This window comes from Piezobacter thermophilus, from assembly GCF_055386745.1.
The window spans coordinates 1,315,048-1,340,178 of the sequence record NZ_AP042380.1 but is presented as its reverse complement, the minus strand read 5'-3'; the positions used below and the strand labels follow the sequence as shown (position 1 = coordinate 1,340,178).

Here is a 25,131-nt window from a genome sequence, read left to right as displayed (position 1 = left end):
TCCCCTGAATGCGGATTTCTGCATGACAGATGGCCCGGCAGCGGTCAATCTGCTTGTCGGGCCGGGAACGCGACGGCAACACGCGCCCGGGATTGCCCCTGCCCCCCTCGCCCGAGGTAACGGCATTCTCAGGCGGGCACTTTCATGCCTGCCCCTGGCCGCACACGACGCCCGATCCGGTCAGACGCGAGATGCTCTAATGCGCGGCCTCGGCCTTGCTGCGGTCCACATAGGCCACCCGCGCACCGGCCTTGTTGGCGGTCACCACGCCCAGCGACTTCAGCTTGCGGTGCAGGGCGCTGCGCTCCATCCCGACAAAGGCGGCGGTGCGGCTGATATTGCCGCCGAAGCGGTTGATCTGGGTCAGGAGATATTCGCGCTCGAACGCCTCGCGGGCCTCGCGCAGGGGCAGCGTCGCCAGCGCCCCCGACAGAATCACCCGCCCCTCGTTGCCGGCACGGGCATCTTCGCTGGGCAACTCGCGCGCCTCGATCGGCCCCGTGCCGTCACCGAGGATCAACACCCGCTCCACCAGGTTCTTGAGCTGGCGCACATTGCCCGGCCATGACATGGTCTGCATCAGGGCCACGGCCTCCTCGCCGAGTTCGCGCAGGGGCAGGCCCTGGCTTTCATGGAACTGGCGGATGAAATGCCGGGCCAGAAGCGGGATGTCCTCGCGCCGCTCCTCCAGCGACGGCACCCGGATCGGCACCACGTTGAGGCGATGGAACAGCTCCTGCCGGAAACGCCCGGCGCGGATCTCGTCCTCGAGGTTGCGGCAGGTCGAGGAAATCACCCGCAGATCGACCCGCACCTTGGCATTGCCGCCCACGCGCTGGAACTGCTGCTCGACCAGAACCCGCAGGATCTTGGACTGGGTGCCCAGCGGCATGTCGGCAACCTCGTCGAAGAAGATCACCCCGCCATGCGCCTCTTCCAGAAGCCCCGGCTCGACCCCCCGCTCGGGGCTTTCGCGGCCGAACAGGACCTCCTCCATGCGCTCGGGCTCGATGGTGGCGCAGTTGACAGACACGAACGGGGCCTCGGCCCGGTTGGAATGGGCGTGGATGTAGCGCGCGGCGATCTCCTTGCCCGAGCCGGGCGGCCCGCTCAGCATCACCCGCCCGTTCGAGCGCGTCACCTTGTCCAGCTGGCCGACCAGCGCCCGGAAGGCGGCCGACTGCCCGATCATCTCGGCCGAGGCGATCTCGCGCCGCCGCAGCGCGTTGTTCTCGCGCCGCAGCCGCGAGGTTTCCATCGCCCGGCGGATCACCACCATGAGCTGGTCGATGTTGAAGGGCTTTTCGATGAAATCATAGGCGCCCTGCTTGATCGCGGCGACGGCGATCTCGATATTGCCATGCCCCGAGATGATGACCACCGGCACGTCCGGGTTGTCGCGCCGCACCTTCTTGAGGATGTCGATCCCGTCCATGTTGCTGTCCTTCAGCCAGATGTCGAGGATCAGCAAAGCGGGCGGTTCGGCATTGATCGCGGCCATGCACTCGTCGGAATTCCCGGCCAGCCGGGTGGCATAGCCTTCGTCCTCAAGGATGTCGGACACCAGTTCGCGGATATCGCGTTCGTCGTCAACGATCAGTATGTCACTCATGTCGGCCCCGCTGCTTCAATGGTTTTTCCCGCCCGCACCCCCGAGCCCGACCGCAAGCGGTCCGCCCCGGCGTCGGGTGTCAGTGTCACGGGCAGGCGGATGACGGCCATTGCGCCGAAATGCGCCTGCCCCTCGAAGACCGGCGCATCCTCGAGCACGAGAGTGCCGCCATGTTCCTCGATGATCTTCTTCACGATCGGCAACCCCAGCCCGGTGCCCGCGTCGCGCGTCGTCACATAGGGTTCGAACAGACGCACCCGGTCCTCGGGCAATCCGATGCCGTTGTCGGCAATGGTGATCCGGCAGCCGCCCGAAATCTCCTCCAGCCGCACCCGAATTCGTGGAACGAACCCTTCCGGGGCGCCCTTTTCCTCAAGTGATTCAATGGCCTCACCGGCATTCTTGATAAGGTTCGTCAAGGCCTGCGAGATCATCGTCGCATCCACCTCGGCAATCACCGGGTGATCCGGCAGGTCGATCTCGAAGCGCACGCCGGGCTGGCCGCTCTGCTGCAGCAGCGCCGCGTCGCGCAGGATCGCCACCAGGTCCTCGGCCCGGCGATCGGGTTCGGGCATGCGGGCAAAGCGCGAAAACTCGTCCACGATCCGGCGCAGATCGTTGGTCTGGCGCACGATCACGTCGGTCATCGATTCGAGCTTCTCGCAATCCTCCTCGCCCAGGCGCGGGCCGAACTTGCGCTTGATCCGCTCGGCCGACAGCTGGATCGGCGTCAGCGGGTTCTTGATCTCGTGCGCGATGCGGCGGGCCACGTCGCCCCAGGCAGCCATGCGCTGGGCGCTGACCAGATCGGTCACGTCGTCGAAGGCGACCACGTAACCTTCCAGGCTGCCGTCGATCTCGCGCCGGGTGCTCATCCGCACCAGAAGATGCTCGAGCCGGCCCTTGCGCGTCACCTTGACCTCGCCCTGGGCCACCTCGCCCCCACCCTGGCGCAGGCTGTCGAACAGCGGCCCGAATTCCGGCACCGCTACCGCCAGCGCCAGCGAGTGCTCGTCCCCCGACCAGTCCAGAAGCCGCCGGGCCGAGCGGTTGACGAAGGTCACCCGCCCCTGCGAATCCAGCCCCACCACCCCCGAAGTGACCGAGGAGAGCACCGAATCGAACAGCCGCCGGCGGCGCTCGATCTGGCGGGTGGTATCGAGCAGCGATTGCCGCTGCGCCTTGAGCTGCCGGGTCATGCGGTTGAAATAGCGGCCCAGCATGGCGATTTCGTCGTCGCCCTCCTCCTCGGGCACCTGCACGTCGAGATCCCCCGCCCCGACCTGCTGGGCGGCCATGGTCAGCCGGCCCACCGGCCGCGACAGGCGCTCGGCAAACCACAGGCCCAGCCAGATCGCCGCCAGGATCAGGATCAGCGCAAAGCCCAGATACAGCAGCCCGAATTCGAACAGCACCCGCCCGCGCTCGCTTTCAAGCTGGTGATACAGCCCCACCGTGGCCTTGGTGTCGTCGAGAAGGTTGAGAATCTTTCCGTCCACCTCGCGGCTGACATAGAGGTAGCGGTCGGCGAAGGCATCCAGCCGCACCAGCGCGCGGAATTCGTTGTTGTTCCAGTCCCGGATGATCGTCAGCCCCTTTTCGCGGGCCGTGGCCAGATCCTCGGGCGAAGGCCTTTCGAAATCGAACAGGTAGGATCGTTCGCCGCGCGCCCGGATCTCGCCGGTGCCGTCGATCACGTAGGCCTCGCGCAACCCGCGCTGGATCTGCGCCTGGCCCTGCGCCAGCAGCACCCGGAGCTCGGCATCGTTGATGAAGAAGTTCTGCCCCCTGGCCGCGTCGAGAAACCGCGCCAGCGCCTGCGCATCCTGGGCCAGGGCATCGCGCTGTTCCGTCTCGTAGGCCTCGGCCGCCGCCAGCGAGGCGCCCAGCGCGTCGCGGACCCGCTCCGAGAACCAGCCCTCGAGACCGATATTGACGGTCAGCCCGGCAAACACCGCCACGATCACCGTCGGCGCCAGCGCCAGCAGGGTGAAGGCCCCCATCAGGCGCATATGCAGCCGCGACCCGGCCGAATGCGCCCGCCGCGCGGCAAACAGCCGCATCACCTGCCCCAGAACCAGCGCCGCCAGCACCAGCACATAGACCAGATCCGCCAGCAGCACGATCCGCAGCGAGGGAGCCGAAGTGCGCGCCTCGAACGGCCCCATGGCAAGATAGGTCGCAAGCGCCAGGATCGGCCCCAGAACCACCAGCCCGAAGGTGCCCAGGTTGCGCAGCCTGCGCGTCAGCCGCCAGCGGCTCAGCGCGGGGATTGGCCCCTCATGTGACCGGATTGCCACCTGCCGTCCTCATCCCGATGTGCCGCCGAAGCGGCTTACCGCCATATCTCGTGGTCATTTCCGGCACTGACGCCGGTTCGCCACGGTTCTGTGGCAGTATTACATCAATTTGCGGCGGCGTGTCACCTCTATATCGAGATCGCGGATCTTCTTGCGCAAGGTATTGCGATTGATTCCCAGAAGATCGGCGCATTTCGCCTGATTTCCGCCGGTGGCGTCCAGCGCGATCTCAATCAGCGGCGCCTCGACCTCGCGCAGGATGCGCTGATACAGCCCCGGCGGCGGCAGCATGTTGCCATGCAGGTCGAAATAGCGCCGCAGGTGCCGCGCGACCGAGGCCGACAGCTTTTCGGACTCGCCCCCGCCGAGGATCGGCTCCACCTCGGGCTGGCTGCGCAGCATGGATTCGACTTCCGAGCGGGAAATCTCGTCGGTGCGGCTGGTCAGGCTCAGCCGGCGCACCGCGTTTTCCAGCTGCCGCACGTTCCCCGGCCAGCTGTAGCGGCGGAACAGATCCTGTGCCTCGGAGCTCAGCCAGCGCCGCGGGGCGCCGTCGCGCTCGGCCCGGGCAAGGAAATGCTCCACCAGCAGGGGAATGTCGTCCACCCGGTCGCGCAGGGCCGGCAGCTGCAACGTGGCCCCGCCCAGCCGGTAATACAGATCGCGCCGCAGCCGCCCCTGTTCGGTTGCCCGCGCCGGGTCGATCTGGCTGGTGGCCATGAACCGCGGCACATGCTCGCCCGGTGCGTCCATCATGCGCACGATCCGGGCCTGCACCTCGTCGCCGATATCGGGGATCTCGTCGATCAGCAGCGTGCCGCCCTTGACCCGCGCCAGCACCCGGGCCGGCCCCTCGAGATCGCTCAGATCGGCCTCGGTCACCGTGACGAAGGGCAGCGTACGCCGGTCCGAGAAATCGTGAATGGCGCGCGCGATCAGGGACTTGCCGGTGCCGCTTTCGCCGGTGACGATGACCGGAAGATCGGTGTTCATGACCCGGGCCACCACCCGGTAGAGCGCCTGCATGACCGGCGTGCGCCCCACCAACGGCAGCTCGTCGGGACGTTCCCCGGAGAGTCGCTCGCCCGATCCCGGCGCCCGGCGGCGCTTCTGCTCCAGCGCGCGGCGGGTGCGCTTCATCAGGTCGGGCAGGTCGAACGGCTTGGGCAGGTAGTCGAAGGCCTCGGCCTCGGCCGCCTGGATTGCGGTCATGATGGTGTTCTGCGCCGAAATCACTATCACCGGCAGGCCGGGGCGGTCCTGCGCGATCTTCGGCAGCATCTCGAGCCCGTTGCCGTCGGGCATCACCACGTCCGAGATCACCACGTCACCCTTGCCCTCGGCCACCCAGCGCATGAGTGTCGTCAGCGAGCTGGTGGCATGCACCTTGCAGCCGGCCCGGGTCAGCGCCTGGGTCAGAACCGTGCGAATCGTGCGATCGTCATCGGCAACCAGAACCGTGCCATCCATCAGGCGGTCTCCTCTTGCTGGCTTTCACGCGGCGCCCGCGGCAGCGACAGGCGGAACACGGTGCGTCCCGGCACCGAGGTCACCGAGACCCAGCCGCCATGGTCGGACACGATCTTGCTCACCAGTGCCAGGCCCAGCCCGGTGCCGTTCTCGCGCCCCGACACGAAGGGGTCGAAGACATCGTCGCGGATATGCTCCGGCAGGCCGGGGCCGTCGTCGATCACCTCGATCTGCAGGGGCAGATCCTGCCCGGCCCCGTCATTGCGCCGCAGCCGGAAGGAATGTTCGAAAAAGGTATGAAGACGAATGGTTCCGCCTTTTGGATCAGCAGCTTCCGAGGCGTTCTTGAGAAGATTCAGGATCACCTGCAACAGCTGGTCCGGGTCCCCCCAGGCCAGCGGCAGCGACGGGTCGTAATCCTCGATGATGGTCATGTGCGCCCCGAAACCCAGCAGCGCCGAGCGCCGCGCCCGGTCCAGCACGTCGTGAACATTGACCGGACGGAAATCCGGTGCGCTGAGATTTCCGAACTGTTCGACCTGCTCCAGCAGCTTCACGATCCGGCGGCTTTCAGCCACGATAAGATCCGTGAGTTCAAGGTCTTGAGGACCGAGGTTCATGCTCAGCAACTGCGCCGCACCGGTGATTCCGGCCAGCGGGTTCTTGATCTCGTGGGCAAGCATCTCGGCCATGCCGATGGCCGATTGCGCCGCCGAGCGGACCGAATGGCTCTGGGTCATGCGGCCGGCCAGCTCGCGCGGAGAGACCAGCATCATCATCACCCCCGGCCGCCCCAGCAGCGGCGCGATCTGAAGCGCGCATTGCAGCGGCGCGCGCGAGCCGCAGCCCACGTCGATGTCGTTGACGAAAAGCGGCGTGCCATTGGCGCGGGCACGGGCAAAGGCCTCTTCGATCGGCATGTCGACCGCCAGAAGATCCCAGACCGGCGTGCCCTCCACCGATTTCCGCGAGGCGTTCAGGAACCCCTCGGCGGCCGAGTTGACCGCCGTCACCCGGTCCTCGGCATCGATCAGGAAGGCCGGAACCGGAAGCGAAGCCCAGATCGCGTCGTCGCCGGTCATGCCGCCGCCTCCCGCCGGGGGGCCAGCGCTTCGGCCAGCAGGCGCAGGACCTCGCCCGTATCGCCCGCGGTCAGGACCGCCCGGCGCAGCCCCGGTTCGGTGCCGGCATCATCCATGTACCAGCCCAGGTGCTTGCGCGCCACGCGCAGGCCAAGATCGCCCCCGTAGAACATCAATATCGCCTCGTAATGCCTTGATACGACGTCCACAAGATCCACACCCTTCGGAATGCGCGGGGCCGGCGCGCCGAACAGCTCATGGCCGATCTGCGCCAACAGCCAGGGCCGCCCCCGCGCGCCGCGCCCGACCATCACGCCGGCCGCGCGCGACAGGGCCAGCGCCTTGCGCGCGGTCGCGGCGCAGACGATGTCGCCATTGACGATCACCGGGATCGAGACCGCCTCGCGCACTTCGCGCACTGCCACCCAGTCGGCCCGCCCCCTGTAGAACTGGCAGCGGGTGCGGCCGTGAACCGTCACCATCCGCACCCCGGCGGCCTCGGCCCGGCGGGCAATATCGGCGGCGTTGCGCATCCCCTCGTCCCAGCCCAGCCGCATCTTCAGCGTGACCGGCACGGCGACCGCGTCCACCACCGCCTCGATCAGCCGCAACGCATGATCGGGCGTGCGCATCAGCGCCGAGCCCGACAGCCCGTTCGTCACCTTGCGCGCCGGGCAGCCCATGTTGATGTCGATGATCGCCGCCCCCTGCCCCTCAAGCCGGCGCGCGGCCTCGGCCATCCAGCGGGCCTCGCGCCCGGCAATCTGGACCACGGTCCGCTCCGCCCCGGCCCCCAGCTCGGCCTTCTCGCGCACGCCCGGCTTTGCCTGGACCATTTCCTGACTGGCCACCATTTCGCTGACCGCCAGCCCCGCCCCGAAGGACAGCACCAGGTCGCGGAACGGGCGGTCGGTGATTCCCGCCATCGGGGCGAGGATCACCGGCGGGTCAACGGGTTTTCCGGCAATGACAAGCGGCACTTTGCCCAATCCTTGTGCAATTGCGCCTTTCCTAGCGAATCTGGACGAATTTCTCAAACCGAAAGGGCATTTCACGATCACTCCACCTGCGCCTGCTTATTTTTTATGCATACTTGCCGGGATGATTGCCTCATCCCGCGCCACGGCCTAAAGACGGTTCCGAACCGCAGATCGACCGGAGACCCCTTGCATGACCACGGCCGCCCTGATCCTTGCCGCCGGGCGCGGGTATCGCGCGGGTGGCGGGGTGCCCAAGCAGTGGCGCCTGCTGGCCGGGCGGCGCGTGGCCGACTGGACGCTGGAGCGTTTCGCGCAGGCGCCGGGCATCGACCTGGTTGCCCTGGTGCTCTCGCCCGACGACCGCGCGCCGTGGGAGGCGTATGCGAACCGCCCCGATCTGATCCTGGCGAAAGGCGGCGCCGACCGGGCGGCCTCGGTCCGCAGCGGGCTGGCGGCGCTGGCCGGGCACGGGGTGGACAAGGTGCTGATCCACGATGCCGCCCGCCCCTGTGTGCGGGCCGAAACCATCGCCGCGGTGATCGCGGCGCTTGACGACCATCCGGGCGCCGCACCGGGGCTGGCGGTCACCGACGCGCTCTGGACCGGCGAAGGGGGGATCGTGACCGGCACCCGCGACCGCCGCGGCCTGTTCGCGGCCCAGACGCCGCAGGGGTTCCGCTATGCCGAGATCATTGCCGCCCATGCCGCCCATCCCGGCGGCGCCGCCGATGACGTCGAGGTCGCTCGCGCCGCGGGGCTTGACGTGGCCATCGTTCCGGGCGACCCCGACAATATCAAGATCACCCGGCCCGAGGATTTCGCCCGGGCCGAACGCCTGCTGGGAGGAGCGCCGATGGTGCGGCTGGGAAACGGGTTCGACGTGCACAGGTTCGGCCCCGGCGATCATGTGACCCTGTGCGGGGTGCGGATCCCGCATGAGCGCGGCCTTCAGGGCCATTCCGACGCCGATGCCGGCATGCACGCGGTAACCGATGCCATCTACGGCGCGCTGGCCGAGGGCGATATCGGCCGCCATTTCCCGCCATCGGATCCGCAGTGGAAGGGCGCGGCCAGCGAGATCTTCCTGCGCCATGCCACCGGTCTGGCCCGCGATTCGGGCTGGCGCATCGCCAATGTCGATTGCACGCTGATCTGCGAACGGCCGAAGATCGGGCCGCATGCCGATCGCATGCGCGCCGAGATGGCAAGGATCATGGGCATCGGCCGCGACGCGGTTTCGGTCAAGGCGACGACGTCCGAGAGGCTCGGCTTTGCCGGGCGCGAGGAGGGGATCGCGGCACTCGCCACCGCGACGCTGGTGAGGGGATGAACATGAAGGATCTCGCGCGCATCATCGCCACCGTTTTCGGCGTGGGCCACCTCCGCCCCGCCCCCGGAACCTGGGGCTCGCTCGCGGCGCTTCCCATTGCCTGGGGGCTGCATGTCGCGGGCGGATTTGCGCTGTTCGTCATGGGAACGGCGGCGATCTTCATCCTTGGCGTCTGGGCCACGGCCGAGGCGACCGACGGGGCCGAGGATCACGACCCGTCGGAAATCGTCATCGACGAAGTGGCCGGGCAGCTGGTGGCGCTGATGCCGCTCAGTTCGGCCGCCGATCGGCTGGGGATCGACATGACCGTGCTGTGGCCGGGCTGGATCACCGCCTTCGTGCTGTTCCGGCTGTTCGACATCTGGAAGCCGGGGCCGGTGGGCTGGGCCGACCGGAAAAGGACTCCGCTGGGCGTGATGCTGGACGACATCATCGCGGGTGCGCTGGCGGCCATCGGGGTGCTGGCGCTGGCCTTCCTCGCGCACCGGGTTCTGCTGGCGTGAGCGACACGCCCGGCATCCTGGCCCGCGCCCGCGCCGCCGGCGTGATGATCGCCACGGCCGAAAGCTGCACCGGCGGCATGGTCGCCGCAGCGCTGACCGACATCCCGGGATCTTCCGAGATGTTCGAGCGCGGCTTCGTCACCTATTCCAACGCCGCCAAACAGGAGATGCTGGGCGTGCGCGCGCAGACGCTGGCGGCCCATGGCGCCGTCTCGGAACAGGTTGCCCGCGAAATGGCCGAGGGCGCGCTGGCCCGCTCGAAGGCGGATCTGGCCGTTGCGGTTACCGGCATCGCCGGCCCCGGCGGATCGGAATTCAAGCCCGAGGGCCGGGTCTGTTTCGCTCTGGCCCGGCGCGGGCGCGAAACCGAAACCGAAACCGTCGAATTCGGCGCGCGCGGGCGCGGACGGGTGCGGTCGGCCGCCCGCGATCATGCGCTGGCACTGCTGAAAGCGGCGCTTTCTGACCGGCCTGAAAACTAGGCAACTCCCCCGACAGGGCGCATAATTTTTCATCGCTCGACAAAAAGCCCTGAAAATGGGCGCCCGGAACGGCCGGCGCCTCTTTTTTCCTCATCTCCCGCTTGGTTGAAGCCGTCCCGACACTCACGCATCGGACAAAGACCGAAAGGACACGCCAAATGAATGGAGCCGATACCGCATGGATCATCGTGGCCACGGCCCTGGTCCTCTTCATGACATTGCCGGGGCTTGCCCTGTTCTATGGCGGGCTGGTGCGCGCGCGCAACGTGCTCAGCGTGTTCATGCACTGCTTTGCCATTGCCGCGCTGATGAGCGTGCTGTGGCTGGTGGCCGGCTATTCCATCGCCTTCGGCCCGTCCGAGTCGCCGCTGTGGGGCGGGCTGGGGCGCGCCCTGATGCTGGGGGTCGGCCCCGACACGCTGACGGGCACGATCCCCGAGATCCTGTTCTTCGCCTTCCAGATGACATTCGCCATCATCACCCCCGCCCTGATCGTCGGCGCCTATGTCGAGCGCATCGGCTTCGGCTTCGTGCTGCTGTTCTCGGCGCTGTGGATGCTGCTCGTCTATGCGCCGGTGGCGCACTGGATCTGGGGCGGCGGGCTGCTCTCCGATGGCGGGCTGTTCGGCGAGATCGGCGCGCGGGACTTCGCCGGCGGCATGGTGGTGCATGAAACCGCCGGGCTGGCCTCGCTGGTGGTGGCGGTGTTCCTGGGCGCCCGGCGCAACCGTACCACCCCGCCACATTCGCCGGTGCTGGTGGCGATCGGCGCCGGGATGCTGTGGGTCGGCTGGTTCGGTTTCAACGGCGGCTCGCAGCTGGCGGCGGATGGCGGCGCCGCGATGGCACTGACGGTCACGCATCTGTCGGCCGCCACCGCCTCGCTCAGCTGGGCGCTGTGGGAACGCATCAAGTACGGCAAGGCGTCGATGGTCGGCTTGGTGACCGGCTCGATCGCCGGGCTGGCCTCGATCACCCCGGCCTCGGGCTATGTCGGCCCGGTCGAGGCGCTGGTCATCGGCGCGGTTGCCGGCATCCTGTGCCAGGAGGCGGTGAATGTCGTGCGCAACACCTTCAGGATCGACGACACGCTGGACGTGTTCGCGGTGCATGGCGTGGGCGGCATCTTCGGCACGCTGATGATCGCCGCCTTCGGTCACGCAAGCTGGGTGGCGCAGCTGGGCAGTCTGGCCATCGTCGGCGTCTATGCCACGGTCGTGACGGTGATCCTGGTCAAGGTCGCGGCAATGGTCACGACGCTGCGCGTGGATGCGGAAACCGAGACCAACGGGCTCGACCTGAGCGTTCACGGCGAACGCGCCTACGACATCATCAGCTGATCGCCGACGGGGACTGCGCCGGCCACGGCACACCCGGCCCCTGCCCTCGGGCGGGGGCCTTTTCGCGCCTGCCGGCAGGTTCGGCCGGCCGGGCCGAATCGCAGCGGGTCTTGGCAAGGACGGCAATCCGTGATGAGAGGGGGCAGGCAAGCGTCGGATTCTCATGGACACGGCATTCCTCGTTACCGCATTCACGACCCTGTTCGTCATCATCGACCCGATCGGTCTGGCGCCGCTGTTTGTCGCGCTGACCCACGACATGTCGGCGGCCGAGCGGCGCGGGGTCGCGCTGCGCGCCTGCGCCACGGCGGCGGTGCTTCTGGTGCTGTTCGCCACCTTCGGCGAGGCGGTTCTGGGTTTCGTCGGGATCTCGATGCCGGCCTTTCGGGTGGCCGGGGGGGCACTGCTGTTCCTGACCGCGCTGGACATGCTGTTCGAGCGCCGCGCCAAGCGGCGCGAGGACCAGACCGGCGAGGAACGCCCCGACCCGTCGGTCTTTCCGCTCGGGATGCCGCTGATTGCGGGGCCGGGCTCGATCGCCACGGTGATCCTCCTGGCCGGGCGGCAGCCGGGGCTGGAGGGGCTGGCCATGGTGATCGGGGTCATGCTGGCGGTTCTGGCCCTCGTTCTGATGATGTTCTTCGCCTCGGGCCTGCTGGCGCGGGCGTTGGGGCGGACCGGGATCAACGTGGTGACCCGGCTGCTGGGCATGCTGCTGGCGGCGCTGTCGGTGCAGTTCATCCTCGACGGGCTGCGGGATTTCGGCTTTGCCGGCTGAGGCGTGGCCGCCAGGCCGGACGCGGCAGAGGATTTGCGCATGAGCTCATGGGATGTCGGCAGGTTGATCTATCTGGTGCTGCTGGGGGCGGCGCTGGTGCTGTGGTTCGTGGTGCACAACCGCCAGTCAGGCAGCCGCCTCCTGCAGCAGGCCATGGCCTGGGCGCTGATCTTCCTCGGCGTTGTCGCGGCGATCGGGCTGTGGGACGACATCCGCCGGACCGCAAGCGAGGGCATCAATGCGGTCGCGACCGAAAACCGGATCGAGGTACCGCGGGCGCGCGACGGGCACTATTACCTGACGCTGCTGGTGAACGGCGTGCCGGTGAATTTCATGGTCGATACCGGCGCCAGCCAGATCGTCCTGACCGAAGAAGACGCCCGCCGGATCGGGATCGATACGGCCGAGCTGGCCTATGTGGGGCGCGCGATGACCGCCAATGGCGAGGTGCGCACCGCGCCGGTGCGGCTGGAGCGGGTCGAGATCGGCCCGGTGCGCGAGCGCAACCTGCGGGCCTGGGTCAACGAGGGGGAACTGGAGCAGTCGCTTCTGGGCATGTCATGGCTGCGGCGCTGGGACCGGATCGAGATCACCGGCCAGGCGATGGTGCTGAGCCGCTGAAAGGGGGCGCTGCCCCCGTCGCCCTGACGGGCGACTCCCCCGGAGTATTTGGGGCAAGAGGAAGGGGGCGGTCAGGGGGCGGTGCCCGATTCGGCCCGCATTTCCCAGCGCCCCGATTCTTCGGACCAGTACTGGGCGGCGCATCCGGCACCGGTAAGGGTTTTCCATTGTTCGCGGGCGCGCGAGACGGCGGACGGGTCGTGCCCGTCGAAGAGGATGCAGGTGCGTTCGAGGGCGGCGACCTCGGCCGGGTCCACCGGCGCGCCGTCGATCGCCATGAGGCATTCGGGATCATTGGCCGCCTGACTCGCGGTGGTCAGCAGGATCGGCTGGTCGGCATCATGGGGGCCGCCGGCCAGCCCGTGGGGGAGGAAGTCCTCTTCCGGGCCGAGCCAGAGTTTTTCGTCGAGCCAGGCGAGGCGGTCGGCATCGGTGCCGCGCACCGCCACCCGCCAGCCTGCCGCGCGGGCCTTGCCGAGCAGCAGCGGCAGGGTGTGCTCGAGCGGTTGGCGCGTCAGGTGGTAGAAGAAGACTGCGCCCAAGGGATCATTCCCTTTCCTCGAACCGGTCCCGGACCAGGCGGTCGAGGGCGCGCACGCCCCAGCCGGTGGCGCCCTTGGGGGCGAAGTCGCTGTCGGATTTGCGCAGGGCGACACCGGCGATGTCGAGGTGGATCCAGGGGATTTCGTCGCGCACGAAGCGTTTGAGGAACTGGGCGGCGGTGATCGCGCCGGCCGGGCGGCCGCCGACGTTCTTCATGTCGGCGATGCGCGATTTGAGCATCTCGTCATAGGCCTTGCCCAGGGGCATCCGCCAGGCGCCTTCATCCTCGGCGCGGGCGGCCTTGAGGAAGGCGTTGCACAACGCATCGTCATTGGAAAAGACGCCGGCGTTTTCATGCCCCAGCCCGACGATGATGGCGCCGGTCAGCGTCGCGAGGTCGATCAGCGCCGCCGGGTTGAAGCGGTCCTGCGCGTACCACATCACGTCGCACAGCACGAGGCGCCCTTCGGCGTCGGTGTTGATGACCTCGACGGTATCGCCCTTCATCGAGCGCACCACGTCGCCGGGGCGCTGGGCGCGGCCGTCGGGCATGTTCTCGACCAGCCCCACGAGGCCGACCACATTGGCCTTCGCCTTGCGCAGGGCAAGCGCCCGCATGGTGCCGGCCACCACCCCCGCGCCGCCCATGTCCATGGTCATCTCTTCCATGCCGCCGGCGGGTTTGAGCGACACGCCGCCGGTGTCGAAGACCACCCCCTTGCCCACCAGCGCCAGCGGTGCGGCGTCCTGCGCCCCGCCCTTCCATTGCATCACCACCACATGGGAGGGGCTGGCCGAACCCTGCCCCACCGCCAGCAGCGCCCGCATGCCCAGCTCTTCCAGGCGCGCCTCGTCCAGCACCTCGACCGCGACGCCCAGCGCCGCCATCTCCTTCAGCCGCTCGGCAAAGGCGGTGGTGGTCAGCACATTGGCCGGCTCGTTGACCAGATCGCGGGTCATGTGGACGCCCTCGGCCACCGCCCGGAGGGGGGCGAAGGCGGCCTCGGCCTCGTCGGGGCGGGCGCAGGCGACGGTCACTTCCGAGGGGCCCTCGCGGCCGCTGCCGTTCTCCTCATCCTCCGAGGGGGCGGTTTTGTGCGCGTCGAAGCGATAGGCCCGCAGGGCAAGCCCGAAGGCCAGATCGGCCACCCGGCGGCGGCTGCCCGCCATCAGCAGAAGCGGCTTGCCATCCTTCACCTTCGCCAGCGCCGCGCCGGCCTTGCGGATCTCGGAGGCCGGGGCGTTCGGGGCCAGCACCAGCACGTCCAGCGCCTCGGCCGCCATGCCCGCAGGCCAGGAAAGCGTGAACAGCCTGCCGTTCTTCGCCCCGGCGAATCGGTCGCTGGCCAGCAGCCGGGCCAGCGCGCCCCTGCTCAGCCGGTTGGCGCGCCGGGCAGCCGGGTCCATCCGCCCCTCGGGCGAGACGATCACCGCCACCCGACCCTCGGCAGTGGCAAGACGGTCGAGATCGGTGGCTTCGAAGCGGATCGGGATCGGGCTGTTCATGGGAAACTCCTGATAATCTGCCTTGGCGAAGACCTAGCGCGCGGGCGCGGAATTGGCCAGATAGCAGTTTTCCCCGCCTGACAAATGCTTTAAGGTCGCGCGGGAAGAACAGGCAGGTTCTGCGGAGATCTTGGGGGAATCCTGGTGTCGCGATACGACAGATACGTGCTGTCGCAATATCTGCTGTTCTTCGGCTTCTTTGCGCTCGTTCTGGTCGGGGTGACGTGGATCAACCGCGCGGTGGTGCTGTTCGACCGGCTGATCGGCTCGGGCCAGTCGGCGATGGTGTTTCTCGAATTCTCGGCGCTGGCACTGCCGAACCTGATCCGCATGATCGTGCCCATGGCGGCCTTCGTCGCCACCCTGTTCATCACCAACCGGCTGATCCGCGAAAGCGAGATCACCGTGATGCAGGCAACCGGCTCCAGCCCGTGGCGGCTGGCCAGGCCGGCCCTGATCTTCGGGGGGCTGCTGGCAGTCGGCATGAGCATCCTCACCCACCTGCTCCTGCCGGCCTCGATCAAGCAGCTGGGGCTGCGCGAGGCGGAAGTGGCGCGCAACATCTCGGCGCGGCTGCTGACCGAAGGCAGCTTCCTGCACCCGGCCCCGGGCGTCACCTTCTACATCCGCGAAATCGATGCCGACGGAACCCTCAACGACGTGTTCCTGGCCGACCGGCGCGCGCCCGCGACCACCATCATCTACACCGCCTCGCGGGCCTTTCTGGTGCGCGACAGGGGCACGACCACGCTGATCATGGTTGACGGGCTGGCCCAGCGGCTCGACAACCGCAACCGCCGGCTTTCGACCACGCTGTTTTCCGATTTCTCCTACGATATCAGCGCCCTTGTTCAGAAGGAGGAGAAGCGCGCCCGCAACCCCAGCGCGATTCCGACGCTGGAGTTGCTCTTCGACACGGAGATGATCGCCGAAAGGGAAGGACTGGATGCGGGCAAGCTGACCGAAGTGCTGCACCAGCGCTTCGCCCGGGCGCTGGTGGTGGTGCCGATCGCGCTGATCGGCTTTGCCGCGCTGCTGCTTGGGGGGCATTCGCGGTTCGGCGTCTGGCGGCAGGGACTTCTGGCCTTCGTGGTCATGGTCTCCATGGAACTGCTGCGCGGCGTGCTGGCGGACGTGATCCGCGCCAATACCGACCTGTGGGCGCTGAACTATCTGCCGGCGGCACTGGGCATGGCGGTGGCCACGGTCTTCCTGCATTTCGCCGGGCGGCCGTTGTCGCCCCGGCAGTGGATCGCGCGCAGGCGGAACTTCGGGCGGGGGGAAGTGGCACCATGATCCTCGACCGCTATTTCGCACGCCGCTTCCTGCTCAGCTTCATGATGATCGGCGGGGTGTTCCTGACCCTCGTCATCCTGGTGGACATGGTCGAACAGATCAGGCGCTTCCAGGACGTGAACGTGACCTTCGGCCAGATCATGCGCCTGACCCTGCTGAACGCACCGGGCACCATCGACGACATCCTGCCGCTGCTGGTGATCCTGTCCACCATCGCCCTGTTCGTGAGTCTGGCGCGCTCCAGCGAGCTGGTCGTCACCCGCGCCACCGGCCGCTCGGGCATCCGGGCGCTGGCCGCGCCGGCCTTCATGGCATTCCTGATCGGCTTTCTCGCGGTGACGATGCTCAACCCGATCGTCGCGGCCACTTCGGAGCGCTATCAGCGGCTGGCCGACACCTACCGCACCGGCGGGCCGTCCGTGGTGTCGTTTTCGGGCGAAGGCGTCTGGCTGCGCCAGGGCAGCGACCGGGGCCAGGCGGTGATCCACGCCGCCGGCTATGGCGGCGATCCGGTGACGCTGTACGACGTGACCATCCTGGCTTATGCGCCGCAGGGCGGACCGGTCAGGCAGATCCGGGCCCGCACCGCGCGGCTTGACGACGGCGTGTGGGTCCTGTCGGATGCGAAGGTCTGGCCGCTCACCCCGGGGCTGAACCCCGAGACCTCCTCCGAGGTGCACGCCACCCTGCGCGTTCCCACCACCCTGACCGAAGAGCGCGTGCGCGAAAGCCTCGGCTCGCCGGAGGGGATCTCGATCTACGAGATGCCCGAAACCATCCGCGACCTGAAACAGGCCGGTTTCTCGACCCGCCGATACGAGGTGTGGTTCCAGTCCGAACTGGCCCGGCCGCTGTTCCTGACGGCGATGGTGCTGGTGGGCGCGGCCTTCACCATGCGCCACGCCCGGATGGGCGGCACGGGGCTGGCGGCGCTGGCGGCGGTGCTGCTGGGGTTCGGGCTCTACTTCGTGCGTAATTTCGCCCAGATCCTCGGTGAAAACGGCCAGATCCCGGTGCTGCTGGCGGCGTGGGCGCCGCCGGTGGCGGCGCTGCTGCTGACCTTCGGCCTGCTTCTGCACGCGGAGGACGGATGATGCGCGCACGCCGCCTGACATGGCCCTTCGCATTGCCGCTCGCATGGATGGCGGCTACCCTGGCCGGGCTCACCCCGGCCGCTCCGGCCATGGCCCAGGAAACCGCCGCACCGCCCCCGCAGGAGGTCTCCGATCCCGCCCCGCCGGCGATGCTGGTGGCCGACCGGGTCTTTGTCACCGATGACGGCAAGCTGGTCGCCGATGGCAATGTCGAGGCGTTCCAAGGCGATATCCGCCTGCGGGCCGCGCGCCTGACCTACGACCGCGCCACCGGCAAGCTGAACATCGAGGGCCCGATCCGCATCGACCAGGGCGGAGCGGTGGTGCTGGCCGAGGCGGCGGAACTCGACCAGGGGCTGATGAACGGGTTGCTGACCGGCGCACGCCTGGTCTTCGATCAGCACGTGCAGCTGGCAGCGCTGCAGATGTCGCGCTTCGACGGCCGCTATACCCAGCTTTACAAGACCGCGATCACCTCCTGCCAAGTCTGCGGAGCCAAGCGCCCGCCGCTTTGGCAGATTCGCGCCCGCAAGGTCATTCACGACCAGGAGGAAAAGCAGATCTACCTGGAAGGCGCGCAGCTTCGGGTCGGAAACGTGCCGATCATGTACATCCCCGCCCTGCGCCTGCCCGACCCCACGCTCGAGCGCGCGACGGGGTTCCTGATCCCCACCGTGCGCAGCACCTCGCAGCTGGGCCTGGGGATCAAGGTCCCCTATTTCTTCAAGCTGGGCGATGACAGGGATCTGACGCTGACTCCCTATCTCTCGGCCAAGACGAAGACGCTGGGCTATCGCTACCGGCAGGCCTTCCGGCGGGGACGCATCAAGATCGAAGGCGCGCAGACCCGTGATGACCTCTTCCCCGGCGAGGACCGGGGCTATATCTTCGCCTCGGGCCGGTTCGACCTCAGCCGCGGGTTCAAGCTGGGCTTCGACATCCGCACCACCTCGGACAACGCCTATCTGGTCGATTACGGCCTGCCCAATTACGACCGCCTGCGAAGCCAGGTCTCGCTGACCCGCGTGCGGCGCGATTCATGGTTCGGCGCGGCGCTGACCCATTACAAGTCGCTGCGCGACAGCGAGGATGAATCCACCGTGCCGGCGGCAATCGTGGACGTGGCCTACGAGAAGCGCTTCTTCCCTGCCGGGCCGGGGGGCGAACTGCGCCTGGGCCTGGAAGGGCATGGCCACCGGCGCTCATCGACCCTGGACGGGGTGGGGCGCGATGTCGGCCGGTTCACCTTCGACGCCCAGTGGCGGCGGAACTGGGTCATGGCCGGCGGGCTGCGCACCGATGTCGAACTGGGCGCCTCGGCCGATACCTTCAACATCCGCGACGACAGCCTGTATCCGTCCCGCGTCGGCATCGCCACCCCGCGAGCCGCGGTGACCCTGCGCTATCCCATGACCCGCAACAGTGCCCCCGGCGTGACCCAGACGCTGGAGCCGGTCCTGCAACTGGGCTGGTCCCGGGTCACCGGCAGCGCGGTGCCCAACGACGAAAGCGGATTCGTGGAGTTCGATCAGGGCAACCTGCTGGCCCTGTCCCGCTTTCCCGCCCCCGACCGGCGCGAGGATGGCGCGCGCATGGTCTATGGTCTCAACTGGGCCCGCCACGCCGGCAGCAGCTGGGAGGCGGCGGCCACCATCGGCCAGGTCGTCCGGGCCAGCGCGATCCCCGATTTCAGCCGCAGCTCGGGCCTGTCCGGCACGGTTTCGGACCTGCTGCTCGCGGGGCAGCTCAGGTCAGAGAAGGGGCTCTCGCTCGCCGCGCGGGCGCTGATGTCGGGGGCGCTGAGCTTCTCCAAGGTCGAGTTCCGCGGCGACTGGACGCGGCGGAACCTCAACCTGACCGGCACCTATCTGTGGCTGGGCACCGATCCCGCCGAAGGCCGCGCGCAGCCGGTTTCGGAAATCTGGTTCGATGGCCAGTACGGGTTCACGCCCTACTGGACCGCCGGGGCCAACCTGCGCTACGACATCCGCGATGCCCGCGCCACCACGGCCGGCTTCGGCCTGTCGTACCGGAATGAATGCGTGACGGTCGATCTTTCGGTGCGGCGGCGCTATACCTCGTCGACAAGCGTGACGCCATCGACGAGTTTCGGGTTTACCATCGCCCTGAACGGCTTCACCGTGAAGGGGGCAACACAAAGCTACAGGCGACCATGCAGCAGTTCTTCCTGACCTTCCTGAGAAAGCCGGCGCTCCGGCTGTGCCGGACCCTGACCATTGCCGCGGTCGCGCTGACGCTTCTGGCGGGCGCGGCAGGGCGGCCGGCGCTTGCCGCCGATCTTTTCGCCCCGGCCATCACGGTCAATGACGAGGTGATCACCCGGTTCGAACTGAATCAGCGGGTCCTGTTCATGCAGGTGCTGCAATTCCCCGGCGATCCGGAAAAATCCGCGCGCGAGCAGCTGATCGAGGAACGGATCAAGCGCCAGGCGGCCAAGGCCGCTGGCATCACCGCCGACCCGGAAGAGGTCAGCCAGGGCATCGAGTCCATGGCCGCGCGGGCGCAGATGTCGGCCGAAGAGTTCCTCAAGGCGCTGGAGGCGGAAGGAATCGCCCCCGAAACCGTGCGCGATTTCATCTCCAGCAGCCTGGTGTGGCGCGATCTGGTGACCCAGAAATTCCTTGAACAGGCCCGGCCGTCCGAGGACGAGATCAACCGCGCGATGGGACAAGGGGGATCGGGCGGGATCCGGGTGCTTCTGTCCGAGATCATCCTGCCGGTCACCCGGGCGACCCAGGGCCAGACCATGGTGCTGGCCGAGAACATCGCCAAGCTTCGCAGCTTCGATGAGTTTTCGGCCGCGGCCCGGCAATACTCGGCCGCCGCCTCGCGCGACAAGGGCGGGCAGCTGGACTGGATGCCGATCACCGACCTGCCGCCGGGCCTGCAGCCGGTGATCCTGGAATTGCGGCCGGGCGAGGTCACCGCGCCGATTCAGCTGCCCAATGCCATCGCCCTGTTCCAGATGCGCGACATCGGCGAGGCTCCGCCGGGCACGCCGCGCTATTCGGCGATCGAATACGCGATCTACCGCATTCCCGGCGGCCGCAGCCCCGAAGCCCTGGCCGCTGCCCGCGCCATTGCCGATAGGGTAGACACCTGCGACGACCTCTACGGCATCGCCAAGGGCCAGCCCGAGGAGGTTCTGCAACGCCAGAGCCTTCCCCCCGCGAACATCCCCCGCGACATCGCCATGGAACTGGCCAAGCTCGACGAGGGCGAGATTTCCACTGCCCTGACCCGGGACGACGGCAGGACGCTGCTGCTGCTGATGCTGTGCGGGCGCACGGCCGAGATCGCGGCCGACGCCACGCGCGAAGAGGTGGCCAATGCCCTGACCGAACAGCGGCTGGGCATGTTCGGGGAAAGCTATCTTCAGCAGCTTCTGGCGGATGCCCGCATCCGCGAGCAATGACCGCGCCCATCGCGCTGAGCTGTGGCGAGCCGGCCGGGATCGGCCCCGAGATCGCCGCGCGGGCATGGCAGGAGCTGCGCGGGGATTGTCCCTTTGTCTGGATCGGGGATCCGGCGCACCTGCCTGCGGGCACGCCGGTTGCGTGCCTTGACGATCCGGCCGGCGCGCAGGCGGTCTGCGGCGCGGCTCTGCCGGTGCTGGCGCTGCCCTTTCCCGCCCCGGCCACGCCCGGCCGGCCCGATCCGCGCAATGCCGCCGCCGTGGTCGCCGCCATCGAGCGCGGGGTGGAGCTGGTGCGCAGCGGTGCGGCGTCGGCGCTGTGCACGGCGCCCATCCACAAGAAGGCGCTGATCGACGGGGCCGGCTTTGCCTTTCCCGGCCATACCGAATTCCTTGCCGCGCTGGCCGGTGCGCAACGGCCGGTGATGATGCTGGTTTCCGAGCTTCTGCGGGTGGTGCCGGCCACGATCCACGTGGCGCTGGCCGAGGTTCCGCGGGTGCTGACCCCGGCGCTGCTGCGCGCCACCATCGAGACCGCCGCCACAGGCCTGCGCGGGCATTTCGGGATCGCGCAGCCGCGCATCGCCGTGGCCGGGCTCAACCCCCATGCCGGTGAGGGCGGCGCCATGGGGCGGGAAGAGATCGACTGGATCGCGCCGCTGCTGGAAGAGATGCGCATGCAGGGGCACGATATTTCAGGCCCGCTGCCCGCCGACACGATGTTTCATCCCCGGGCGCGGGCGCGTTTCGACGTGGCGGTGGCCATGTACCACGACCAGGCGCTGATCCCGATCAAGACGCTGGATTTCGATCGGGGGGTGAACGTGACGCTGGGCCTGCCCTTCATTCGCACCTCGCCCGATCACGGCACCGCGCTGGACATTGCCGGCAAGGGCCTCGCCCGGCCCGACAGCCTGATCGCCGCGTTGCGTCTGGCGCAGCGCATGGCGCGCCTGTCGGCGTGAGGGATACAGCCTCGACGGCGGTGCCCGTGGCGCGGGCGGGCGCCTCCGGCGGGAGTATTTGGAGCAAGAGGAAGACGCATGGCTGCCATTGACGCCCTGCCCCCCCTGCGCGAGGTCATCGCCCGTCACGGATTGCGGGCGCGCAAGGCGCTGGGGCAGAATTTCCTGCTGGATCTGAACCTGACCGCCAGAATCGCCCGGCAGGCGGGGGATCTAACCAGTTGCGACGTGCTGGAGGTGGGGCCGGGTCCCGGCGGGCTGACGCGGGGACTGCTGGCCGAGGGTGCGCGACGGGTTCTGGCGGTGGAGAAGGATCCGCGCTGCATCCCGGCACTGGAGGAGATCGCCGCCGCCTGTCCGGGGCGGCTGACCGTCGTCCAGGGCGATGCGCTGGAGATCGATCCCATGGAATGGCTGCGCCCGCCGGTGCGGGTGGTGGCCAATCTGCCCTACAACGTGGGGACCGAGCTGCTGGTGCGCTGGCTGACGCCGCCCCGGTGGCCGCCGTTCTGGGAGAGCCTGACGCTGATGTTCCAGCGCGAGGTGGCCGAACGGATCGTGGCCCGGCCGGGGGGAAAGGCCTATGGGCGGCTGGCGATCCTGGCTCAATGGCGCTGTGATGCGCGGATCGTGATGCAGCTGCCGCCCGGCGCCTTCACCCCGCCGCCGAAAGTTGCCAGCGCGGTGGTGCATCTGACCGCCCTGCCCGCGCCGCGCTTTCCGGCCGACGGGCAGATATTGTCGCGCGTGGTCGCAACCGCGTTCAACCAGCGCCGGAAGATGCTGCGGTCAAGTCTGAAAACCCTTGCTCCGGATATCGAGGATCGCCTGCGCGCGGCCGGGATTCGGCCCACCGACCGGGCCGAGGCGGTTTCCCTTGAGAGGTTCTGCGCCCTGGCGCGGGAACTGGAAAAAGGCGTCTGACGGAGCAGGAGAAAGGACATGGCCCGCCGCGCGGAAAGCGGGCGGGCCGGTGCATTCGTCTTTCGCGCCCGGGCCTTCGGTTGGCGTACGGACGGGGCCCCCGCGTCACTCGGCCGCTTCGGGTGCCTCGCCGCCGTTTCCGGGTGCGGACGGCTTGTCGCCATCGGTCCTGTCCGGCTTCGCGTCAGCCGTGGCGCCTTCGCGGTTCCTGCCGGACGGCTTGCGCGATGCGCGACCGCGCGATCCGCGGCGCGGCTTGCTTTCCGGGGTTTCGACAAGACCCGATTCCGCCGTCTCGCCCGTCTCCGACAGGTCGAGAACATCCGGGATTCCGGGTTGCGGCGCGTCGGCCGGATCGACCTGGGCCGAAGTCGCGGCAGCGGCGGCGGCTTCGCGCTCCTGCCGGGCCAGGCGTTCGCGGTCGCGCTCGGCCTGGCGTTCGCGGTTGAGCCGCTCCTGCTCTTCGCGGCGGGCCTCGATCTCGCGCTGGGCTTCGTTCAGAAGCCGTTGATAATGCTCGGCATGCTGCTGGAAGTTCTCGGCCGCCACGCGATCGTTGCTCAGCTGGGCATCGCGCGCAAGCTGGTTGTACTTGTCGATGATCTGCTGCGGCGTGCCGCGGACCTTGCCTTCGGGACCCGAGCTTTCAAAGACCCGGTTGACGATGTTTCCGCCCGAAGGACGGTTGCGGTTCGACTTGGACCGCGAACGTGATTTGGACGATCTCATACCCTGACGTCAGCCTTGTATTCGTTTGCGACGATCCCCGTGCGCGGTCTGCGTCTTGTCCGGCGCCGGATCTTCGACTTTTGGGGCTTGGCATCGCGCGGGAAGTGCGAAAGCATCGACCGCTGCGATACCCCTGAGTAATCACGTTCGGGGCGGGGACACAAGTCGAATCGTGCATTATCGGCATCGATTTGCCGGGAATTGACGTATTTTCGCCGCACCCCGGCGGGGCTCAGCCCGCGCGGGCGCAGATCACCCGATCCCGCCCGTCCAGATCGGCCACCCGCCGGATATCGACAAGACCGGCCTGCGCGAAAAGCGCGATCACCGCCGCCGCCTGGGTGGGGCCGATCTCGACCATGAGGCGCCCGCCCGGCGCCAGGTGATCGGCCACGCCGGCAGCGATGCGGCGATAGGCGCCCAGACCGTCGCCGCCATCGGTCAGTGCCATGGCCGGTTCGTACCGGCGCACCTCGTCGTCGAGGTCTGCCATTTCATCCAGCGCGATATAGGGCGGGTTGGAAACGATCAGGTCGAACCGCCCCTCGACGGCCGAAAACCAGTCGGAGTGGCGGATGTCGGCACGCATCTCGACCCGGTGCAGGATCATGTTGGCGCTGGCCTGAAGGCAGGCGGCCTCGCTGAGGTCCACCCCCAGCCCGGTGGCCTCGCGCCGTTCGGCCAGAAGGGTAACGAGGATGCAGCCCGACCCGGTACCCAGATCGAGAACCCGCGAGAAACGCTCGGACAGGGCAACCTCGATCAGGGTTTCGGTTTCCGGCCTGGGATCAAGCACTTCCGGCCCGACCTTGAAGCGGCGCCCGTAGAATTCGCGCTCACCCACAAGGTGCGAGACGGGCACCCTTATGGCCCGCAGCGCGACCAGTTTCTCGTATCGCTCGGCGATCTCTGGCGAGAGTTCCTCGGGCGCGATCAGGGTCACGCGGGCCGCATCGATCCGCGCCGCATGGGCCAGCAGCAGCCGCGCATCGCGGGCCGGATCGGCCACGCCGGCCGCGCGCAGCCGGGCCGCGGCGGCGGCCATCGCCCTTGCGGCGGTGAGGGGGCCGCTCATGCCCCCATCTCGGCCAGCGCCCGGGCCTGATCGTCGGCAATCAGCGCGTCGATGATCTCGTCCAGATCTCCGGCCATGACCTGATCGAGCCGGTAGAGCGTGAGGTTGATGCGGTGATCGGTCACCCTTCCTTGCGGGAAATTGTAGGTGCGGATCCGTTCCGAGCGGTCGCCGCTGCCCACCTGTGCCGCGCGCGTGGCGCTGCGTTCGCGGTGCAGCCGCTGGCGCTCCAGGTCGTAGAGGCGCGATTTCAGCACCTGCATGGCGATCTCGCGGTTGCGGTGCTGGGATTTTTCCGAGCTCGTCACCACGATGCCGGTGGGCAGGTGAGTGATGCGCACCGCCGAATCGGTGGTGTTGACGTGCTGGCCGCCGGCGCCGCTGCTGCGCATGGTGTCGATGCGGATCTCGGAGGGGTCGATCTGCACGTCCACGTCCTGCGCCTCGGGCAGCACCGCCACGGTGGCGGCCGAGGTATGGATGCGCCCGCCGCTTTCGGTTTCGGGCACGCGCTGGACCCGGTGCACGCCGGATTCGTATTTCAGCCGGGCGAAAACGCCCTCGCCCTTCACATGGGCGACGACCTCCTTGATCCCGCCCAGTTCGGTGGCCTGTTCCTCGACGATCTCGAACCGCCAGCCGCGGCGTTCGGCATGGCGCTGGTACATGCGCAGAAGATCGGCGGCAAAAAGCGCCGCCTCGTCCCCGCCGGTTCCGGGACGGATCTCGATGATGGCCGCGCGTTCGTCGGCCTCGTCCCGGGGCAGGAGCGCCAGCTGCAGGGCGCGTTCGGCTTCGGGCAGGCGGGCCTTCAGCGCCGCCAGTTCCTCTTCGGCCAGCGCGCGCATGTCCGGGTCGGCCAGCATCTCCTGCGCCTCGGCCAGCCCGGCCTGCAGGCGGCGCCACTCCTCGATCCGCTCCACCACCGGGCGGAGGGCGGAATATTCCCTGGCCAGGGCGACCATGTCGCCGCCGCCCTCGGCCATCGCCGCTTCGAGAAAGCGGAACCTCTGCGTGATCTGTTCAAGTCGTTCTTCGGGAACCATTGCCGGGGTGTCCGACATA

22 protein-coding genes are annotated in these 25,131 nt (G+C 68.4%); 12 read left to right on the top strand and 10 right to left on the bottom strand.

Going from position 1 to position 25,131, the window contains the following annotated elements:
* Positions 1 to 196 precede the first annotated feature (196 nt).
* From ntrX to dusB, 5 genes are all read right to left on the bottom strand, one after another.
* Positions 197 to 1,612, bottom strand: a complete 1,416-nt coding sequence (gene ntrX, locus ACZ5CM_RS06435; protein ID WP_464641958.1) for a nitrogen assimilation response regulator NtrX — start codon at positions 1,610 to 1,612, stop codon at positions 197 to 199.
* Positions 1,609 to 3,912, bottom strand: coding sequence for a sensor histidine kinase NtrY-like (locus ACZ5CM_RS06430; protein ID WP_464641957.1), 2,304 nt, complete (start codon positions 3,910 to 3,912; stop codon positions 1,609 to 1,611). The genes ntrX and ACZ5CM_RS06430 overlap by 4 nt, the downstream gene beginning before the upstream one ends.
* Positions 3,913 to 4,011: 99 nt before the next feature.
* Positions 4,012 to 5,382 (bottom strand): response regulator, encoded by a 1,371-nt coding sequence (locus tag ACZ5CM_RS06425; RefSeq protein ID WP_464641955.1) that lies wholly within the window; start codon positions 5,380 to 5,382, stop codon positions 4,012 to 4,014.
* Entirely contained in the window at positions 5,382 to 6,464 is a 1,083-nt protein-coding gene (locus ACZ5CM_RS06420; RefSeq protein WP_464641953.1) for a two-component system sensor histidine kinase NtrB, read from the bottom strand. Before ACZ5CM_RS06420 ends, ACZ5CM_RS06425 begins: the two co-directional genes overlap by 1 nt.
* The gene (dusB, locus tag ACZ5CM_RS06415; protein ID WP_464641951.1) at positions 6,461 to 7,444 is read right to left on the bottom strand and encodes a tRNA dihydrouridine synthase DusB; all 984 of its coding nucleotides are present in this window, start codon (positions 7,442 to 7,444) and stop codon (positions 6,461 to 6,463) included. Before dusB ends, ACZ5CM_RS06420 begins: the two co-directional genes overlap by 4 nt.
* 190 nt (positions 7,445 to 7,634) lie before the next feature.
* Here dusB and ACZ5CM_RS06410 point away from each other — a divergent pair, with 190 nt between their 5' ends.
* The 6 genes from ACZ5CM_RS06410 to ACZ5CM_RS06385 all read left to right on the top strand — a co-directional run bounded on the left by ACZ5CM_RS06410 (position 7,635) and on the right by ACZ5CM_RS06385 (position 12,498).
* The gene (locus ACZ5CM_RS06410; RefSeq protein WP_464641949.1) at positions 7,635 to 8,774 is read left to right on the top strand and encodes a bifunctional 2-C-methyl-D-erythritol 4-phosphate cytidylyltransferase/2-C-methyl-D-erythritol 2,4-cyclodiphosphate synthase; all 1,140 of its coding nucleotides are present in this window, start codon (positions 7,635 to 7,637) and stop codon (positions 8,772 to 8,774) included.
* Positions 8,775 to 8,776: 2 nt separating this feature from the next.
* On the top strand, positions 8,777 to 9,277 hold the full coding sequence (locus ACZ5CM_RS06405; RefSeq protein ID WP_464641947.1) for a phosphatidylglycerophosphatase A family protein: 501 nt from the start codon (positions 8,777 to 8,779) through the stop codon (positions 9,275 to 9,277).
* Positions 9,274 to 9,759: a CinA family protein gene (locus ACZ5CM_RS06400; RefSeq protein ID WP_464641945.1), complete on the top strand. Its 486-nt coding sequence runs from the start codon at positions 9,274 to 9,276 to the stop codon at positions 9,757 to 9,759. Before ACZ5CM_RS06405 ends, ACZ5CM_RS06400 begins: the two co-directional genes overlap by 4 nt.
* A gap of 158 nt (positions 9,760 to 9,917) precedes the next feature.
* Positions 9,918 to 11,099, top strand: coding sequence for an ammonium transporter (locus ACZ5CM_RS06395; RefSeq protein WP_464641943.1), 1,182 nt, complete (start codon positions 9,918 to 9,920; stop codon positions 11,097 to 11,099).
* 163 nt (positions 11,100 to 11,262) lie between these two features.
* Positions 11,263 to 11,877 carry a MarC family protein gene (locus tag ACZ5CM_RS06390; protein ID WP_464641941.1) on the top strand — a complete coding sequence of 205 codons (615 nt, stop codon included), beginning with the start codon at positions 11,263 to 11,265 and terminating at the stop codon, positions 11,875 to 11,877.
* Positions 11,878 to 11,916: 39 nt separating this feature from the next.
* Entirely contained in the window at positions 11,917 to 12,498 is a 582-nt protein-coding gene (locus ACZ5CM_RS06385; RefSeq protein ID WP_464641940.1) for a retropepsin-like aspartic protease family protein, read from the top strand.
* Between the two features lie 71 nt (positions 12,499 to 12,569).
* Here ACZ5CM_RS06385 and ACZ5CM_RS06380 read toward each other — a convergent pair whose 3' ends face one another.
* The gene (locus ACZ5CM_RS06380; protein WP_464641939.1) at positions 12,570 to 13,040 is read right to left on the bottom strand and encodes a DNA polymerase III subunit chi; all 471 of its coding nucleotides are present in this window, start codon (positions 13,038 to 13,040) and stop codon (positions 12,570 to 12,572) included.
* A 4-nt stretch (positions 13,041 to 13,044) separates the two neighbouring features.
* Positions 13,045 to 14,547: a leucyl aminopeptidase gene (locus ACZ5CM_RS06375; protein WP_464641937.1), complete on the bottom strand. Its 1,503-nt coding sequence runs from the start codon at positions 14,545 to 14,547 to the stop codon at positions 13,045 to 13,047.
* Positions 14,548 to 14,691: 144 nt separating this feature from the next.
* On the opposite strand from ACZ5CM_RS06375, the gene lptF reads away from it, so the two are divergent.
* The 6 genes from lptF (at position 14,692) to rsmA (ending at position 22,262) form a co-directional block, all read left to right on the top strand.
* The gene (gene lptF, locus ACZ5CM_RS06370; RefSeq protein ID WP_464641935.1) at positions 14,692 to 15,843 is read left to right on the top strand and encodes an LPS export ABC transporter permease LptF; all 1,152 of its coding nucleotides are present in this window, start codon (positions 14,692 to 14,694) and stop codon (positions 15,841 to 15,843) included.
* A complete protein-coding gene (gene lptG / locus ACZ5CM_RS06365) occupies positions 15,840 to 16,937 on the top strand; it encodes an LPS export ABC transporter permease LptG (RefSeq protein WP_464641934.1) in 1,098 nt (365 codons plus the stop codon). Before lptF ends, lptG begins: the two co-directional genes overlap by 4 nt.
* Positions 16,934 to 19,129 (top strand): LPS-assembly protein LptD, encoded by a 2,196-nt coding sequence (locus tag ACZ5CM_RS06360; RefSeq protein WP_464641933.1) that lies wholly within the window; start codon positions 16,934 to 16,936, stop codon positions 19,127 to 19,129. The genes lptG and ACZ5CM_RS06360 overlap by 4 nt, the downstream gene beginning before the upstream one ends.
* Entirely contained in the window at positions 19,111 to 20,373 is a 1,263-nt protein-coding gene (locus tag ACZ5CM_RS06355) for a peptidylprolyl isomerase (RefSeq protein ID WP_464641931.1), read from the top strand. Before ACZ5CM_RS06360 ends, ACZ5CM_RS06355 begins: the two co-directional genes overlap by 19 nt.
* Positions 20,370 to 21,338 (top strand): 4-hydroxythreonine-4-phosphate dehydrogenase PdxA, encoded by a 969-nt coding sequence (gene pdxA, locus ACZ5CM_RS06350; RefSeq protein ID WP_464641930.1) that lies wholly within the window; start codon positions 20,370 to 20,372, stop codon positions 21,336 to 21,338. Before ACZ5CM_RS06355 ends, pdxA begins: the two co-directional genes overlap by 4 nt.
* A 78-nt stretch (positions 21,339 to 21,416) precedes the next feature.
* Entirely contained in the window at positions 21,417 to 22,262 is an 846-nt protein-coding gene (rsmA, locus tag ACZ5CM_RS06345) for a 16S rRNA (adenine(1518)-N(6)/adenine(1519)-N(6))-dimethyltransferase RsmA (RefSeq protein ID WP_464641929.1), read from the top strand.
* A 105-nt stretch (positions 22,263 to 22,367) separates the two neighbouring features.
* Here rsmA and ACZ5CM_RS06340 read toward each other — a convergent pair whose 3' ends face one another.
* The 3 genes from ACZ5CM_RS06340 to prfA form a co-directional block, all read right to left on the bottom strand.
* Positions 22,368 to 22,991, bottom strand: a complete 624-nt coding sequence (locus ACZ5CM_RS06340; RefSeq protein ID WP_464641928.1) for a DUF4167 domain-containing protein — start codon at positions 22,989 to 22,991, stop codon at positions 22,368 to 22,370.
* Between the two features lie 232 nt (positions 22,992 to 23,223).
* Complete coding sequence (gene prmC, locus ACZ5CM_RS06335; protein WP_464641927.1) at positions 23,224 to 24,066, bottom strand: peptide chain release factor N(5)-glutamine methyltransferase; 843 nt, start codon at positions 24,064 to 24,066, stop codon at positions 23,224 to 23,226.
* Complete coding sequence (gene prfA, locus ACZ5CM_RS06330) at positions 24,063 to 25,112, bottom strand: peptide chain release factor 1 (protein ID WP_464641925.1); 1,050 nt, start codon at positions 25,110 to 25,112, stop codon at positions 24,063 to 24,065. The genes prmC and prfA overlap by 4 nt, the downstream gene beginning before the upstream one ends.
* Between the last annotated feature and the right edge of the window lie 19 nt (positions 25,113 to 25,131).

Coding starts and splice junctions, on each gene's coding strand:
- ntrX (WP_464641958.1), bottom strand. CDS start 1,612: ATGAGTGACATACTGATCGTTGACGACGAACGCGATATCCGCGAACTG.
- ACZ5CM_RS06425 (WP_464641955.1), bottom strand. CDS start 5,382: ATGGATGGCACGGTTCTGGTTGCCGATGACGATCGCACGATTCGCACG.
- ACZ5CM_RS06420 (WP_464641953.1), bottom strand. CDS start 6,464: ATGACCGGCGACGACGCGATCTGGGCTTCGCTTCCGGTTCCGGCCTTC.
- ACZ5CM_RS06410 (WP_464641949.1), top strand. CDS start 7,635: ATGACCACGGCCGCCCTGATCCTTGCCGCCGGGCGCGGGTATCGCGCG.
- ACZ5CM_RS06405 (WP_464641947.1), top strand. CDS start 8,777: ATGAAGGATCTCGCGCGCATCATCGCCACCGTTTTCGGCGTGGGCCAC.
- ACZ5CM_RS06395 (WP_464641943.1), top strand. CDS start 9,918: ATGAATGGAGCCGATACCGCATGGATCATCGTGGCCACGGCCCTGGTC.
- ACZ5CM_RS06390 (WP_464641941.1), top strand. CDS start 11,263: ATGGACACGGCATTCCTCGTTACCGCATTCACGACCCTGTTCGTCATC.
- ACZ5CM_RS06385 (WP_464641940.1), top strand. CDS start 11,917: ATGAGCTCATGGGATGTCGGCAGGTTGATCTATCTGGTGCTGCTGGGG.
- ACZ5CM_RS06375 (WP_464641937.1), bottom strand. CDS start 14,547: ATGAACAGCCCGATCCCGATCCGCTTCGAAGCCACCGATCTCGACCGT.
- lptG (WP_464641934.1), top strand. CDS start 15,840: ATGATCCTCGACCGCTATTTCGCACGCCGCTTCCTGCTCAGCTTCATG.
- ACZ5CM_RS06360 (WP_464641933.1), top strand. CDS start 16,934: ATGATGCGCGCACGCCGCCTGACATGGCCCTTCGCATTGCCGCTCGCA.
- ACZ5CM_RS06355 (WP_464641931.1), top strand. CDS start 19,111: ATGCAGCAGTTCTTCCTGACCTTCCTGAGAAAGCCGGCGCTCCGGCTG.
- pdxA (WP_464641930.1), top strand. CDS start 20,370: ATGACCGCGCCCATCGCGCTGAGCTGTGGCGAGCCGGCCGGGATCGGC.
- rsmA (WP_464641929.1), top strand. CDS start 21,417: ATGGCTGCCATTGACGCCCTGCCCCCCCTGCGCGAGGTCATCGCCCGT.
- ACZ5CM_RS06340 (WP_464641928.1), bottom strand. CDS start 22,991: ATGAGATCGTCCAAATCACGTTCGCGGTCCAAGTCGAACCGCAACCGT.
- prmC (WP_464641927.1), bottom strand. CDS start 24,066: ATGAGCGGCCCCCTCACCGCCGCAAGGGCGATGGCCGCCGCCGCGGCC.
- prfA (WP_464641925.1), bottom strand. CDS start 25,112: ATGGTTCCCGAAGAACGACTTGAACAGATCACGCAGAGGTTCCGCTTT.